This is a genomic window from Sphingomonas naphthae (genome assembly GCF_028607085.1).
In the GTDB taxonomy this organism is placed as follows: domain Bacteria; phylum Pseudomonadota; class Alphaproteobacteria; order Sphingomonadales; family Sphingomonadaceae; genus Sphingomonas_Q; species Sphingomonas_Q naphthae.
This window is the reverse complement of sequence record NZ_CP117411.1, coordinates 516092-531275: the sequence shown is the minus strand read 5'-3', so window position 1 is coordinate 531275 and position 15184 is coordinate 516092. Positions and strand designations below refer to the sequence as shown.

11 protein-coding genes are annotated in these 15184 nt (G+C 66.5%); 2 read left to right on the top strand and 9 right to left on the bottom strand.

The window, feature by feature from the left end; translation table 11 throughout:
- Positions 1-10: 10 nt before the first annotated feature.
- From PQ455_RS02600 to PQ455_RS02590, 3 genes are all read right to left on the bottom strand, one after another.
- Positions 11-1213, bottom strand: coding sequence for a TolB-like translocation protein (locus PQ455_RS02600; protein WP_273688943.1), 1203 nt, complete (start codon positions 1211-1213; stop codon positions 11-13).
- A 10-nt stretch (positions 1214-1223) separates the two neighbouring features.
- A complete protein-coding gene (locus PQ455_RS02595) occupies positions 1224-4115 on the bottom strand; it encodes a TonB-dependent receptor plug domain-containing protein (RefSeq protein WP_273688941.1) in 2892 nt (963 codons plus the stop codon).
- 181 nt (positions 4116-4296) lie between these two features.
- Positions 4297-5985 (bottom strand): L-lactate permease, encoded by a 1689-nt coding sequence (locus tag PQ455_RS02590; RefSeq protein ID WP_273688939.1) that lies wholly within the window; start codon positions 5983-5985, stop codon positions 4297-4299.
- A 163-nt stretch (positions 5986-6148) separates the two neighbouring features.
- Between PQ455_RS02590 and otnI the strand changes: the two genes are divergently transcribed.
- Positions 6149-6928: a 2-oxo-tetronate isomerase gene (gene otnI, locus PQ455_RS02585; RefSeq protein ID WP_273688937.1), complete on the top strand. Its 780-nt coding sequence runs from the start codon at positions 6149-6151 to the stop codon at positions 6926-6928.
- A gap of 45 nt (positions 6929-6973) precedes the next feature.
- Positions 6974-7858, top strand: coding sequence for a 2-hydroxy-3-oxopropionate reductase (locus PQ455_RS02580; protein ID WP_273688936.1), 885 nt, complete (start codon positions 6974-6976; stop codon positions 7856-7858).
- Between the two features lie 59 nt (positions 7859-7917).
- Here PQ455_RS02580 and PQ455_RS02575 read toward each other — a convergent pair whose 3' ends face one another.
- The 6 genes from PQ455_RS02575 to PQ455_RS02550 form a co-directional block, all read right to left on the bottom strand.
- Positions 7918-10122: an alpha-amylase family protein gene (locus PQ455_RS02575; protein ID WP_273688934.1), complete on the bottom strand. Its 2205-nt coding sequence runs from the start codon at positions 10120-10122 to the stop codon at positions 7918-7920.
- A gap of 116 nt (positions 10123-10238) precedes the next feature.
- On the bottom strand, positions 10239-11363 hold the full coding sequence (locus PQ455_RS02570; RefSeq protein WP_273688933.1) for a TolB family protein: 1125 nt from the start codon (positions 11361-11363) through the stop codon (positions 10239-10241).
- A 126-nt stretch (positions 11364-11489) separates the two neighbouring features.
- The gene (gene benD, locus PQ455_RS02565) at positions 11490-12266 is read right to left on the bottom strand and encodes a benzoate diol dehydrogenase BenD (RefSeq protein ID WP_273688931.1); all 777 of its coding nucleotides are present in this window, start codon (positions 12264-12266) and stop codon (positions 11490-11492) included.
- Positions 12263-13279, bottom strand: coding sequence for a benzoate 1,2-dioxygenase electron transfer component BenC (gene benC, locus PQ455_RS02560; protein ID WP_273688929.1), 1017 nt, complete (start codon positions 13277-13279; stop codon positions 12263-12265). Before benC ends, benD begins: the two co-directional genes overlap by 4 nt.
- Before the next feature lie 23 nt (positions 13280-13302).
- Entirely contained in the window at positions 13303-13791 is a 489-nt protein-coding gene (gene benB / locus PQ455_RS02555; RefSeq protein WP_273688927.1) for a benzoate 1,2-dioxygenase small subunit, read from the bottom strand.
- Positions 13788-15173: a Rieske 2Fe-2S domain-containing protein gene (locus tag PQ455_RS02550; protein WP_273688925.1), complete on the bottom strand. Its 1386-nt coding sequence runs from the start codon at positions 15171-15173 to the stop codon at positions 13788-13790. The genes benB and PQ455_RS02550 overlap by 4 nt, the downstream gene beginning before the upstream one ends.
- Positions 15174-15184 lie beyond the last annotated feature (11 nt).

Here is a 15184-nt window from a genome sequence, read left to right as displayed (position 1 = left end):
CGGCCGGGGATCACTCCCCGGCCGACCCCAGCGGCATCACCGGAATGCTCGGCTGCTGCGTCCAGGCCGGCAGCCGCATCAGCAAGATGCCCCGCCCGACCCCGGATTCCTCGGCGGCGTTGGACAGTTGGAAGACCATCTGCTTGCCGTCCGGGCTGACCGTCGGGTTGGTCGCGCGGGTGCCGTCATATTCGGTCACCTGCGTGATGCGGCGGATGCGGCGGCTGTCGGGCTCCAGATCCATCCGGCAGATGTCCCATTGCGCCAGCGCGTAGCGGCCGCATTCCACCGTCGTCCATTTGCCGTTGGGGGCGATACCCTCCGGCTCGGAATAATTGGTGAAATTGTCGCCACGATAGCGCGTGACGGCACCGCTATCGAGGCGCACGCCCCATACGCCCGTCGTGATGAGCGAGCCCTTGGGATCGGAGATGCGGCCCTTCAGGCGGTAGCAGGAGAAGGTCAGCTCGCGGTCGCCGTCGCGGAAATCCTGCGGTTCGGGCAGACAATCGGTGCGCGGTTTGCGCAGAACTTCACGCCGGTTGCGAATTTCCGCGCCCTTGGCCGTGACCACCACGTCGCCGACGTAGAGCGAGCTATATTCGTCCGGCTTGGGCTCGCCGCCGACATAGCCCGGCTTCGCGCTTTTGAACGGCGTGAAGTTCGGCCCATATTCCATCCACGCGATGCGGTTGCTCAGCCGCGAGGTGGCGACCCCCTCGAACAGCCGCTGGTTGAGCGGCACCAGCCCCTTGCCGCCGGCCTTGTCGAGAAACCACAATTCCATGCGGTTGCGCCGCAGGAAATCGCGGTCGCCATCGCGGGTGCGCGCGCCGATCAGCAGGAAATTGCCGTCGTTCAGATACTGCACCCGCAGGAAGCCGCGATTGGGGATGGCGCCCGTCAGGCTACGCACCTTGCGCGTCGCCAGATCGATCTCGAACGCATCGCCATAGCCCTGCCCCATGAAGGCGACCGACTTGCCGTCCGGCGAGAACACCCCGCGCTCGCCGAAGGGGGTGAGGATTTCCGTCCCCTCGGGCAGTTCGGTGAAGGGATCGGTGTGGCGCGAATTGAACGCCACCCCGGCCAGCGGATCGACCTGGGCTTCGGCCGGCACCTGGCCAATCGAACGCGCGCCGGCCAGGGCCAGCAGGGACGTGGCGGCGGCGAACCCCACCCGGCGCCACCGGAAAGAATATAGGCTTCTCATCTCCGGTTCCTCAGATCTTGAGCTTCACGCCGAGCGTGAATTGCGTGCCGATGATGTCATAGGCCGATCGCAGGGTGGGCACCGCCAGGCCGGGCGAGTTGCTGACGCTGAACAGGGGCGGCTTGGTGTCCGTCAGATTGTTGACCGTCAGGAACACCTGCGCATCGCCGAGCGCGGTCTTTTCCAGATCATAGCTGAGCGTCAGATCGGTGTAGACGATCGTCGGGATCTTCTGATCGGTATAGACCTGCAACTTGGAACGATCGACCTTGCCCAGAAGACGTTCCTGCACGCTCACCGCGAAGCCGCCCAGCGTGTAGCCGACCTCGAAATTGGCGCGCCACTTGGGCAGCGGGTAGGAATTGGCGCCGGTGTCCTGGAAATCCGCGTTACCGACATAATTGATCTCGGCGGACGACGGCGACGGACGACTGCTGAACTTCAGCAGGCGCGTGCCGAGCGCACGGAAGGTGAAATTGCCCTCGCCCAGCCGGCGGCGGTAGCTCAGCTCCAGATCGAGGCCGCGCGTCTTGAAGGTCGAGACGTTGATGTTGTTGATGAAGATGCGCGTCGGGAAATTCGCCGCCGCCGGATTGCTCACGCCCAGCGGCCGTTCGATGCTGGCGCACAGCGGGCTGGTGTAGCCGCTGGCCGCGCACAGATCGAGCAACTGGAACGCCTGGAAGGGCGTCGCGATCGCATCGTCGATCTTGATCGAGTAGAAATCGACCGACGCCTGAAGACCCGGAATGAACGGCGGCTTCAGCACGATGCCGGCGGTGTAGGTGCGGGCGCGCTCGGGCTGAAGATTCGGATTGCCGCCGCTCACCACCGGCAGCGTGCCGAAGGTGTTGGTCAGCGGATCGGACAGCGGCACGAGGCGGAAGGTCTGGCCAGAGAACAGCTCGAACAGGGTGGGCGCGCGGATATCTTCGGAGACCGTACCGCGCAGGCGGATCGGCTCGATCGGCTCGTAGGTCAGGCCCGCCTTCCACGTCGTGACGGTGCCGCTGGTGCTGTAATCGGTATAGCGGACGGCGCCGTTCAGTTCGAGCGAGCGGCCGATCACCGAATCCTTGGCGAGCGGCACGACGATCTCGCCATAGGCTTCTTTCACCGTATAGCGGCCCGAGGCGATGCCCACGTTGTTGAGGAAGAATTGCGGAGTCCCCGCCGGCACGCCCCGGATGCCGGTGAAGTTGACCGGAACCGCCGGATCGCTGTTGCTGGTCTGGTGGAGAGACTGGCGGCGATATTCGCCGCCCACCGCGATCGAGACCGGGCCGGCCCAGGTGCTGAACGGCTCGGCCGAGACGTTGAAATTGGCGACCTGCATCTTGTTGATCGCGGTCCATTCGGACTGGCGCCGCACATAAGCGATCGCCGCCGCCGAGGCCGTGCCCACGCCCATCGTGTTGAGCGGAACGCAATCGTCCATCAGGCCGGGGTTGGTGACGGTGATGCGGCAGACGATGTTGCCCGCCGCGTTCCTCACGGCATCCGCCGCCGCGAAGAAGCGGCGGTTGTCGCCTTCCAGCGCCGAGGCGAAGAAATTCGAGCGACCATAACTGTAGGACGCATCATATTTAATGCCGCTGTCGCCGAGGCTGCCCTCGATCCCGATACGGCCGTCGAAGCTTTTGGCCCGCTGGAGGATCTTGCCCGGCCCCCATTCGGTGAACAGGCGGGCGATGGTGAAGCTGGGCGTCGTCCCCAGCGTCGCCAGTTCCGCCGCCGTGAGATTCTGGTTGAGATACGCATTGTCGCGGAAGACCGTGATCGCCGAGCCGAGCTTGAAATCCGGAATCGGGTGATCGAAATTCTTGCCGTAATTATAGGCGCCCTGAACGAAAATCTTGGTGTCGTCGGCTACGTCGTACGTGACGCGGCCGAAGGTCTGATAGGTCCGCACCTTGGCGATCAGGGTGCAGCAGGCCGGATCGAAGAAAGCGCCGTCGCCGCCGATGCTGAGGCCGGCGCGCCCGGTGCTGGGCCCCGCGACGAACGTGCCCGTCTGGCCGTTCGCCAGGAACTGGCGGCCGGCGAGCGGCCCGTTGTTGATGTAGCCGCCATAGGCCGTCGTCGAATAATGGGTATTGGCGACATAGCTGTACGGGCTGGCGGCGGTGCCGGCGCCGGTCAGCGTGATGAGCTTGTTGGCCGACTTGCGGTCGCTGCGCTGGTTGATGCCCTCGGACGAGAAATGCTCGGCGCTGAGGACGACATGCAGGCGATCGTCCGCGAAGGACGTGCCGTAGGCGGCGCCGACCCGGTAATTCTTGTTGTCGCCGCGCGAGGAGATGCCGCCCTGGGCCAGCAGCTTCAGGCCCTTCAGCCGATCGTTGATGACGAAATTGACGACACCCGAGACGGCGTCCGATCCGTAGGCCGCCGAGGCGCCGCCGGTCACCACGTCGATCCGGTCGACCAGCATCTGCGGGATGAGGTTCGCGTCGGTGCCGCCGTTGTTGCCGGTCGGGGTCAGGCGGTTGCCATCCTGAAGGACCAGCACGCGCTGCGGCCCGAGCGCGCGCAGGTTGAGATAATTACCGCCACGCACGCGCCCGCTGCCGGTCACGCGCTCCTGCGCGGCGCTGATGCCGGCCTGGAACTGGGGGAGCTGGGTCAGCGCGTCGGGCAGGCTCGTCGGCGCCTTCTGCGCCAGCGAGTCGGCGCTCAGGACGGTCACCGGGGTCGGCGCCTCGAAGCCGGCGCGGCCGATGCGTGAGCCGGTCACGACGATCTCGGCAGGGGTGGGATCGGCGGCTTCGGCCGGTGCCGGGGTCGCTGCCGGCGCGGTCGCGGCCGGAGGCGTAGGGGCGGGCGTCGCCTGTGCCAAAAGAATGGCAGGCCAAAACAGGCTGGTGCCGACCAGCAACCGCGACGCAACGGATGTCTTCATGATCCACTCCCTGTCATTTTCTTTATCGGCGCGACGCTCATCTGCATCCGCCCGAATGACCGGGAATGAATGTTATATTTCCATTGTCTTTTCTATAGTTGGCCTGTCCGCATTGTGGAAATGGCGATACCCGTATCACATTGCGCCGATACTCGATTTGTCTTGAGCATCGGCATGCGCATCACGGGATCAGCGCGGTGAAGACGGGCACGTAGGCGTAGATCAGGATCGAGACGCCGACGAGCATGGCCAGCACGATGCTGTGTCCGAAGACATAGCGCAGCAGCCGGCTCTCGCCGCCCACCCACTGGGTCGCGGTGGAGGCGACGACGATGCTCTGCGCGTCGACCATCTTGCCCATCACCCCGCCCACGCTGTTGGCGCCCGCCATCAGCACCGGGGGCAGCGACAATTGCTGCGCGGTGACCTTCTGGAGCCCGCCGAACAGCACGTTGGAGGCCGTATCGGAGCCGGTGACGGCAACCCCCAGCCAGCCCAGCATCGTGCCGAAGAAGGGGTAGAAAGCGCCCGTCATCGCGAAGGCCAGGCCCATCGTGGCATCGGTGCCGGCGAAGCGGGTGAGATAGCCCAGCGCCAGCATCGCCCCGATGGTGAGGAGCGACGGCCAGACGAGCGTGATCGTCCGCACATAGGTCCGCGCGATCGCCGCCGGGCGGATGCCCAGCAGCAGGCCGCTGAGCAGCGCCGCCATCAGGATCGAGGTGCCGGTGGTGGACAGCGGATTGAAGTTGAAGATCGCCTTCTCCGCCTCGGGCTCGGCCACGACCGGCGGCACGCGCAGGATCACCCCGTCGAGCCCGCCGAACGGCAGTTGCAGGCGGAAGATCGCGTCGAGACCGGTCTTGACCGCCGGAATGCCCCAGACGAACACCAGCACCGTCAGGATGATCCACGGCATCCACGCGCGGCGCAGCGCTTTCGGGTCGATCGGCTCGTGGGTCTTGACCACGGCATGATCGGCCTCGCCCTCGCTGTCCGCCACCGGCACGCGCTCGTCGCCCTTGGCGAGCGGCGCCTCGTTCACCGCCATCACCCTGGCCGGCGACCAGATGCGGATCAGCACCAGCAGCGCCGCGATCGACGCCATCGCCGCCACGATCGCGGTGAGCCACGGGCCATGCAGGTTCGACATCAGCAGTTGCGCGACAGCAAAGGTGACGCCCACCACAAGCACCGCCGGCCATACCTCCAGGGTGCGCCGCCAGCCGCAATAGGCCACCAGCAGCCAGGCCGGCACGATCATCGCGAAGGGAAAGGTGATCCGCCCGCACATCGCCGATAGTTCGTCGAGCGGCAGGCCCGTCACCGCCGCGAGGGTCACGATCGGCGTACCGAGCGCGCCGAAGGCCACGGGCGCGGTGTTGGCGATCAGCGACAGGCCGGATGCCTGGAGCCGGGTGAAACCGAGGCCGATCAGCATCGCCCCCGTCACCGCCACCGGCGCGCCGAAGCCCGCCGCGCCCTCGAAGAAGGCGCCGAAACAGAAGGCGATCAGCAGCAGTTGCAACCGGCTGTCCGCCGTGACGCCGCTGATCGATCGGCGCAGCACGTCGAACAGGCCGTGCTCGTTCGTCATCTGGTAGAGGAAGATGATGTTGAGGATGATCCAGCCGATCGGCATCAAGCCGTAGGCCGCGCCATAACCCGCCGCGCGCAACGCGATCCCGCCCGGCATCCCGAAGGCGAACACGGCGACGATGAAGGCCGACACCAGCCCCGCCAACGCCGCCATATGCGCCCGCATGTGCAGCAGCCCCAGGCCGCCCAACAGCACCACCACCGGGATCGCCGCGAAACAGGTGGATATCAGGACGGAGCCGAAGGGATCGTAATTCTGAGTCCAGGTCATCCAACGGCCCTTATGTCATCCGCATCTGTGGCCATCGGGCTATGGAGCGGGGCGCGGGCACGCAATCCTCCCTCCGGGTGATTCCCGTGATGTGGAACGCGCACTTCCGGGCGGCGGCCGTTTGCCCGACAGGCGATCCTATATCGGATCGGGAACCCTATCGATGCCCAAACTCGCCGCCAATCTGACGATGATGTTCACCGAACTGCCCTTCGCGGATCGGTTCGCCGCGGCGGGTGCCGCCGGCTTCAAGGGCATCGAATGCCTCGCCCCCTACGAACTGCCGATCGAGACGTTCAAGGCGGCCTTGGAGGGAAGCGGCGCGCGGATGGTGCTGTTCAACTGCCCGCCCGGCAACTGGGCCGCCGGCGATCGCGGCATGGCCGCCGATCCCGAGCGGGTCGCCGAGTTCCGCGCTTCCTTCGATGCCGCACTGGCTTATGCGGCGGCGGTCGATTGCCCGCGCCTGCATGTGATGTCGGGCCTCGTTCGGCCGGGTGAGGATCGCGCGCGGTGGATCGACACCTATGTCGCCAATCTGGCCTATGCCGCCGATCGGGTGGCATCGCTCGACGTGGACTTGCTGATCGAGCCGATCAACTCGCGGGTCGACATGCCGCGCTATCTCGTTGACCGCACCGATCTGGCGATGGAGATCATCGGCCGGGTCGGCAGCGCAAAGGTGCGGCTGCAATATGACATCTACCATATGCAGATCATGGAGGGCGATCTGCTCCGCTCGATCGAGCGGCTGCTGCCCCACATCGGCCATATCCAGCTGGCCGACAATCCTGGCCGCAACGAGCCCGGCACCGGCGAGATCAACTATGCCCACATCCTGCCGGCACTCGACCGGCTCGGCTACGACGGCTGGGTCGGCTGCGAATATCGCCCGGCGGGCGAGACGCTCGCCGGCCTCGGCTGGGCGAAGGACTTCATCTGACCTGACGGGCGCCCGACGGCGCCGTTCGACCAAGGAGTATCCCGCATGAACATCGGTTTCGTCGGCGTGGGCATTATGGGGCGGCCGATGGCCGGCCATCTCCAGGCCGCCGGCCATTCGCTTCTCCTGCGCCGCAACCGCTCCCCCCTGCCCGCCGAGCTGATCGAGGGTGGCGCCGAGGAAGTGGCTTCGCTGGCGGACTTGGCGCGCCGGGCGGACGTGGTCATCACCATGCTGCCCGACACGCCCGACGTGGCCGAGGCGCTGTTCGGCGCGGACGGCATCGCGGCGGGGCTGTCGGCGGGCAAGCTGGTGATCGACATGAGTTCGATCGACCCGATCGCCACCGCCGATTTCGCCAGGAAGATCGCCGACACCGGGGCCGCCTTCCTCGACGCCCCCGTCTCGGGCGGCGAGACGGGCGCGAAGGCCGCCTCGCTCACCATCATGGTCGGCGGCGAGGCGGAGACCTTCGCGGAGGCCAAGCCGCTGTTCGAGCTGATGGGCAAGAATATCACCCATGTCGGCCCCGCCGGTTCGGGGCAGATCTGCAAGGTCGCCAACCAGATCATCGTCGCGCTCAACATCGAGGCGGTGGCCGAGGCTTTGTTGTTCGCCTCGAAGGCGGGCGCAGACCCGGAGAAGGTCCGCACGGCGCTCCTCGGCGGCTTCGCCAGCTCGCGTGTGCTGGAGGTGCATGGCGAACGCATGATCAAGCGCACCTTCGATCCGGGTTTCCGCATCGAGCTGCACCAGAAGGATCTCGGTCTCGCGCTCTCCGGCGCCCGTGCGCTCGGCATCTCGCTCCCCAACACCGCGACGGCGCAGGCGCTGTTCAGTGCCTGCCAGGCGCATGGCGGCGGCGCTTGGGATCATTCGGCGATGGTGAAGGCGCTCGAATATCTGGCGAACCACAGCCTCGGCGAATGACCTGAACGACCCCCGCGGTCGGGCGGCGGCCTCCTTCTCCCCGGAGGCCGCCGCTTCTCTCAGGCCAGATCGACCGCGACCACCTCGTGATAAAGGATGCTGGGCACGGTCACGATCACCCTGCCCACCTCGCGCCGCCATTCGGGCATTGCATCGCTTTCCAGCAGCCGCACGCCCTTCGGCTCAGCCCCGAGCGGCAGCTCCAGCGACACGGTGTAAGGCCCGCTGCGGATCGCCTCGCGATAGGCGCCGGCCATCGCCATCGGATTGTTGTAATTGACGATGTGCGCGGCGAGCGACTGCGCCTGCCGCCAATAGGCCATGTCCACCAGCCCCGGCCCCTCGACCGTCATCGGCGCGGTCTCGTCCGCCGCCCACGCCACCATCGCCTTCAGGATGGCGAGATGGCCGCCATGGCGCAGTTCGGCGAAGGTGCGGTCGATATCCATCGGCAGATAGACCACCCGCCCCTTACCCACGTCGCGGCAATAGGCCATGGGGATGTCGGTCGTCGGCGTATCGCTGAACACCCGCTCCATCGGCAGGTCGGGGTAAGAGGGCACGAGCGTCAGCGGCGCCGGATAGGAGGTGCCCGCCGGCACCACCTCGACCCGCTTGGCCGCCCCGATCACGCGCGGCATCGCCTCCAGCCCGGCGAGGATCGGGCTGGGGTGGCGCAGCGTGAGGTAGGAATTCTGCACCCTTTCCTGAATCGTGCCCGCGAAGCGGCAGCCGAAGAGATCGGCCAGCCCGAAATCGGCCCGCATCCGCCCGGTTTCGTCGTAGAGCGAGGTGGTGTGCGTCGCGACGATCCGGCCGCCGCCCAGCACATACTCCCGGATTTGCTGGCACTCCCGATCGGACAGCATCGCGACGTTCGGCAGCACCAGCACGCGGAAGCGGCGGAGATGATCGGCATCGAGACAGGACCGGTCGATCTCGTCGAACGGCACCCGCGCCTCCAGCAGCGCCTCGTAGAAGCCGAGGCGATATTCCTCCAGCTCGCGGCGGTGCTTCAGCCCGCCCTGTAGCGCGGGGCTGCGCAGATCGAGCACCATGCCGATCCGCGCGAGATTGGCGGTGTTGCGCAGATAGCGTTCGTTCTTGTGGTGCCATTGGTAGAGGCTGGCGACGACCGGCATCCAGCTCTTGTCGAACGGCTTGGCGTTGAACTTGGTGATCCAGGGATGCGACCCTTGCGCGATCGCCGAGGCCGCCCAGATGCGGATTTCGGGCGCGGCCTGCACCGAATCCTTCCAGCGATACTCCTCCTCGACGCCGACGCTGATGATGCTGCTGATCGGCTTGTCGAACGCATAGGCGCGCAATTCCTTGGCAAAGCGGCCGCTGCCCCACACCTGCTCGCCGGTCGAGAAGAGCCCGCGATCGATCGAGCGAGCCTGCCGGTCGCAGAACACCATCGGCAGCCGCTCGCCCAGCGCCTTGCCATCATAATCGACGATCCCGCGCCGTTCGGTGCCGGGCACGAAGAAGCTGTTCGGCCGCGCCCTGGCGAGCGTCCGATCCCATAGGTCGATCATCGCCATGATCCGGCTTTCGGACCAGGCCCAATAACGCTGCGCCTCGGGCCGGACAGGATCGGTATCGATCGGAATGTCGGCGCCCGTCGCCGCGCGATAGAGCGTGCGGCAACCGTTGCAGTAACAGACGCCCAGCGTGTTGACCCGGTTTCCGAACAGCGCATCGACCGGATAATCGGTCACGATCTCCCGGATGACCTTCACCATCAGGTCGAAATTATAGCCGGTGTAGGGGCAGGTGAGGTACAGATCCTTCGCGGTCCAGTGGCGGCGCGGGGTGCCGTCCGAGGCGCAGGCCGCCCATTCGGGATGCGCCGCGAACACCTCGGCCGGCATGGCATGGGAATCGACCCGCGCCAGCACGCGCAGCCCCATCGCCTTGCACGCCCGCGCCATCTCGCCGAACGGATCGCTGTCGCCCAGACCCCGCGCCTTGCCGTGCCCCGCCACCTTGGTGGGGTAGAAAGCGATGCCGCCGCCGGCGCTGAGGCACACGCCGTCGGCATGGATCTCCCGGAAATAATCGAGCCAGAATTGCGGATCGTAGTGGCCGATATCATCCTCGGTGAAGGCCAGCTGGAACCAGCGCATCGGCTGCTTCTCCCAACCGGCTTCGGTGCGCGACCCGGCCTTGCCCGCGAAGGCCCAGGCCATGTCGCCCGCGCCCGCCAGCGCCCCCAGCCCCATTCCGCCCAGCATCGTGCGGCGTGTGACGGCCGGCATCGTCGGATTCATAGTCTGGGGCCTCTCCGAACATCGTTCGGCCCATAGAGGCACCCGCCCCGCACCCGCGCAATCCGGCCGGCCCGGCGTTCCCGCATGATGGACGTGGGAAGGCCTCAGCGCAGCTCCGCCGGCAGCGGCATCAGGTAGATGCCATGGCCGATCCCGGCCTCCTCGAAAGCCTTGCCCGACTGGAAGGATATCCACTTGCCATCCGGGCTGACGACGGGGTTCGACGCCTTCCACCGCCCATAATCCATAACATGGGTCAGCTTGCGATAGTCGTTGCTGTCCGGCTCCAGCGTGAGGCGACAGATGTCGAGGCCGCTGCGGTTGGTCTGGCCGCACTCCACGAGGGTCCAGCGTTCGGAGGGGCTGATGCCCTCGGGCTCGGCATATTCGTCGGGCCGCTCGCCGCGATAGCGGATCAGTTCGGGCCGATCGAGCCGCGCCGCCCAGACCCCCGTGTTGAGGTGGTAGAGGCCCGGCTGGAACACATAATGGATGCTGTAGCAGGCGTGAATCAGCTCGCGATCCTTGTCGCGGAAGTCCTGCGGCTCGGGATAGCAGTCGATGTTGCGGCGGCGGAAAGCCTCCTTCACCTCGACCAGGCGGGGCGCTCCCTTGGCATCCACCTCGACCCGGCCGGTAAAGACCGCCGTGGTCTCGTCGGGCCTGGTGTCGGGCGCCGTCTCGCCGATCCCGCCGCCCGCCGCGTCGCTCCACGCGATCAGGTTGGTGCGGCGCGAGACGGCGATGCCCTCCATCAGCTTCATGCCGAGCGCCACCGGCGCCCGCTTGCCGCTCCTGTCCATGAACCAGAGCGATATCCCCTGCCGCCGCATCGCCAGCCGGTCGCCGGTGTTGGTGACCGGCCCCAGCAGGAGGTAGTTACCGTCGGGCAGATAATGGACGCGGATGAAGCCCGAATGGGCGAAGCCATTGGTCAGGTTGCGCGTCTCGCCGCTGGCGATGTCATATTCGAAGGCGTCGCCATAGCTCTTGCCGATGAAGGCGATCTTCTTCCCATCGGGTGAAAAGACCGGCCGCTCGCCATAATTGCTGATCTGGATCGTGCCGGCGGGCAGGTTGGCGAAGGCGTCGCCCTGCTTGCTGCCGACATCGAACGCCATCGCCGTGCCCGGCGAAGGCCCGGCCGGCGGGGTCAGGATCGGCGATTGCGCGACGGCGGAACATGCGGCCATCACCGCGAGAAGGGCCAGAAACCGGGGACGCGCCATCATCATCTCTCTCGCTCGGGTCAGGCGCTTCGGCGCCCGCTCGATGCGGAGGGTGATCGGGATCGCGGGCGACACCAAGAGCGCGATGGCGCGCCATCCCACATCGCGAAACGGAAGGCGGCGTCCTCAGCCCAGATCGCCGCCCGCCACCGGCAGCACCGATCCGGTGATGTAGGATGCCTCGTCCGAGGCGAGGAACAGGATCGGGGCGACCTGCTCCTCCAGCGTCGCATAGCGTTTCACGAAGGTGGAGGCCGTCACCTGCGCCACCGCCTCGGCCATCCACGCCTGCTCCTGCGCGCTGTCGCCCTCGGCGTTGCGGGCGATGCGGCGGGGTGGGGCCTCCGTGCCGCCGGGGGCGGTGGCGACGATGCGGATGCCCTGCTCGCCATATTCCATCGCGATGCTCTGCGTCAGCGCGTTGATGCCGCCCTTGGCCGCCGAATAAGGCACGCGGCGGATGCCGCGCGTCGCGTTGGAGGAGACGTTGACGATCGTGCCCCCGCCCGCCGCCAGCATGTGCGGCAAAACGGCGTGGCAGCACCACATCGTCGGATAGAGCGAGCGGCGGATTTCGGCCTCGATCTGCGCCGGCTCGAACCGGTCGAACGGGCGCATACGGATCGCCCCGCCGACATTGTTGACGAGGATGTCGATCCGCCCGAACCGCTCGATCGCCGCCGCCATCGCCGCCGCCCCGCCCTCATGCGTTTCGAGATCGGTCGGGAAGGCCGCCGCCTCGCCGGCCGCCTCGGCCGCGACGTCGCCCACGAAATCCGCGCGATCGACCAGCAGGACGCGGGCGCCCTCCGCCGCCGCGCGCAGCGCCACCGCCCGGCCGATGCCCTGCGCGGCGCCCGTCACGACCATCACCTTGCCGGCGAAGCGGCCCGCGAAGATCATGCCGCCTCGCTCGGCGCGAACTTCTCATAATGGAAGTGCGCCGGCTCGACCGCCTTCTCCTTCAGGAAGGTGCGCACCGCCTCCACCATCGGCGGCGGGCCGCACAGATAGATGTCGCAATCGCCCGCGTTCAGATGGCTGTCGGCCAGATGATGGGTGACGTAGCCCTTGAGCGGATAGCCGCTCTCCGGGTTGGCGACGCAGGCCGCCCAGGTGAAGGTCGGCAGGCGCGTGGCGAGCGCCTCGATCCGGTCGATCTCGACCAGATCGCCCTCCTCCGTGACGCCATAGATCAGGTGGATCGGCTGATCGGTGCCGGTGTCCGCCAGCACCTCCAGCATCGACAGCAGCGGCGCGAGGCCGGTGCCGCCCGCCAGCATCACCACCGGGCGGTCGACGGGGCGCAGGAAGAAGCTGCCGTTCGGCCCGACGAAGCTCATCCGGTCGCCGGGCCGGGCCTGCCGCGCGAGCCATTCGCTCATCAGCCCGCCCGGCACGTTGCGGATCAGGAAGCTGGCCTCCGCCGCGCCGGGCTTCGAGCTGAAGGAATAGGCCCGATGCTGCCCCGTTTCGGGCACCACCAGATTGACATATTGCCCCGGCAGAAAGGCGAGCGCGGCCGGCTGGTCGAGCTTCATCCCCAGCACGATCGTGCTGTCCGACACCAGCTCGACCGAGGTGACCTCGCCGCCATGCTCGGTCGGGCGCACCTTGCAGGTGCTGGACGGCACCGGCACCGCGACCACGCAATCGGACGACACCTCCATCTGGCAGGTGAGGACCAGCCCCTCCTCCGCTTCGTCGGCGGTCAGCGCGTCGTCGATATAGTCTTCGCCGAGATCATACTCGCCCTGCTCGCACCGGCATTTGCAGGTGCCGCAAACCCCGTCCGAACAATCCATCGGCAGGTTGATCTTCTGGCGGAAAGCGGCGTCGAGCACCTTCTCGCCCGCCTTGCAGTCGATGAAACGGGTAACGCCGTCCTCGAAATTGAGTGCGATGCTGTAAGCCATGATCCCTCTCGGTCAGGCGCGGATCAGACGTGGTAGACGTCGATCACCTGATGGATGTAATCGTTCTTGAGGACGACCTTCTTGGTGACGATCAGCGGCGCCGCCCCCCGGATATCCAGCGTGTAGAAGGACGTGCCGAAGAAATTGCTGGTCGTCTTGTAGCGGTGGCTGAGCGTCTGCCAGTTGAACCGCACGTCGAGCAGATGCTCGTCCTGCCCCAATATCTCGATATTGGTGATGAAATGGCAGGTCCGCGCCTCGGGCATCGTGGCGCCCGATCGCTCGGTCTTGATGCGGAACACGCGATCTTCCAGCCCGTCGCGGTTGGGATAGTAGATCAGCGAGATATGCTGCGCCGGATCCTCGACGATCCGGTCGTCGTCATCCCACGAGGGCATCCAGAATTCCGCCTCGGGCGAATAGCATTCGAGCCATTCGTCCCACTGGCGATCGTCGAGCAACCGCGCTTCCCGATAGAGGAAATCGGTGACCTGCTGGATCGAGAGGCTCATGCCGCGACCCTCAGCCCGCTGTGGGGCTTTGCCACGCTGCTGCCCCCGCCCCCGCCACCATCGCGATCGATCGCCGCGATCAGCGCCTGCGCCCAATATTCATGCTGGCGGACGAAGAGTCCTTCATCCTCGCTGCGGTCGCCGCTGAGCGCGGGCTCGAGGCCCATCGCCTTGGCATTCTCGTCCGCCCCCTCGACCCAGTGGACCGCGCCCCGGCTGAGGTCGTTCCACAGTTCGCCGGCGCCGGCATAAGCCTCCTGGCAGGCGCGGAATTCCTCCAGATCGTCGGGCGTGCCCATGCCGCTGACGTTGAAGAAATCCTCATACTGCCGGATGCGCAGGGTCCGCTCGGCCGCGCTCTCGCCCTTCGGCGCGAAGCAATAGATCGTCACCTCGGTCTGGTTGACGCTGATCGGCCGCACGACCCGGATCTGGGTCGAGAATTGGTCCATCAGGTAGACGTTGGGATAGAGGCCCAGGTTGCGCGTCTGGCGGACGATGAAGTCGGCGCGCGTCTCGCCCAGCCGCTCGGCGATGGCGTCGCGATGGGCGTAGACTGGCCGGACCTCGGGGTTGAGCAGGTTGGTCCACAGCAGGATGTGGCCGTGATCGAAGCCGTAGACACCGCCCACGCTCTTCGACCAGCCGTTGGCATCGACGGTGCGGGTGCCGGCCGCCTCGTAATTGCGGCGCCCCATCGTGGCCGAATAATTCCAGTGGACCGCGCTGACGTGATAGCCGTCCGCGCCATTCTCCATCTGGAGCTTCCAATTGCCGTCGTAGACGTAGGAGGAACTGCCGCGCAGCACCTCCAGTCCGTCCGCCGCCTGATCGACGATCTGGTCGATCACCACCCTGGTCGAGCCGAGATGCTGCTCGAGCGGCAGCACGTCCGGGTTGAGGCTGCCGAACAGGAAGCCGCGATAGCTCTCGAACCGCGCCACTTTGGTCAGGTCGTGTGAGCCTTTGGTGTTGAACGAGGCGGGATAGTCGCCGGTCTTGCCGTCCTTCACCTTCAGCAGCTTGCCGGTGTTGGCGAAGGTCCAGCCGTGGAACTGGCAGGTGAAGCTGCCCTTGTTGCCATGCTTGCGCCGGCACAGCATCGCGCCGCGATGGGCGCAGGCGTTGATGACGGCGTGCAATTCGCCGCCCTTGTCGCGGGTGATGACGATCGGCTGGCGGCCGATCCACGTCGTGAAATAATCGTTCGGCTCGGGGATCTGGCTCTCATGGGCCAGGAACACCCAATTGCCCTCGAAGATATGCTTTATCTCGAGATCGAACAGCGCCTCGTCGGTGAAGACGTCGCGGCGGCAGCGATAGACGCCCTCGGCCTTGTCCTCGACGACGGCGGTCTCCAGGCGTTCGCGGAGCGAAGTCATGGTTTCTTCTC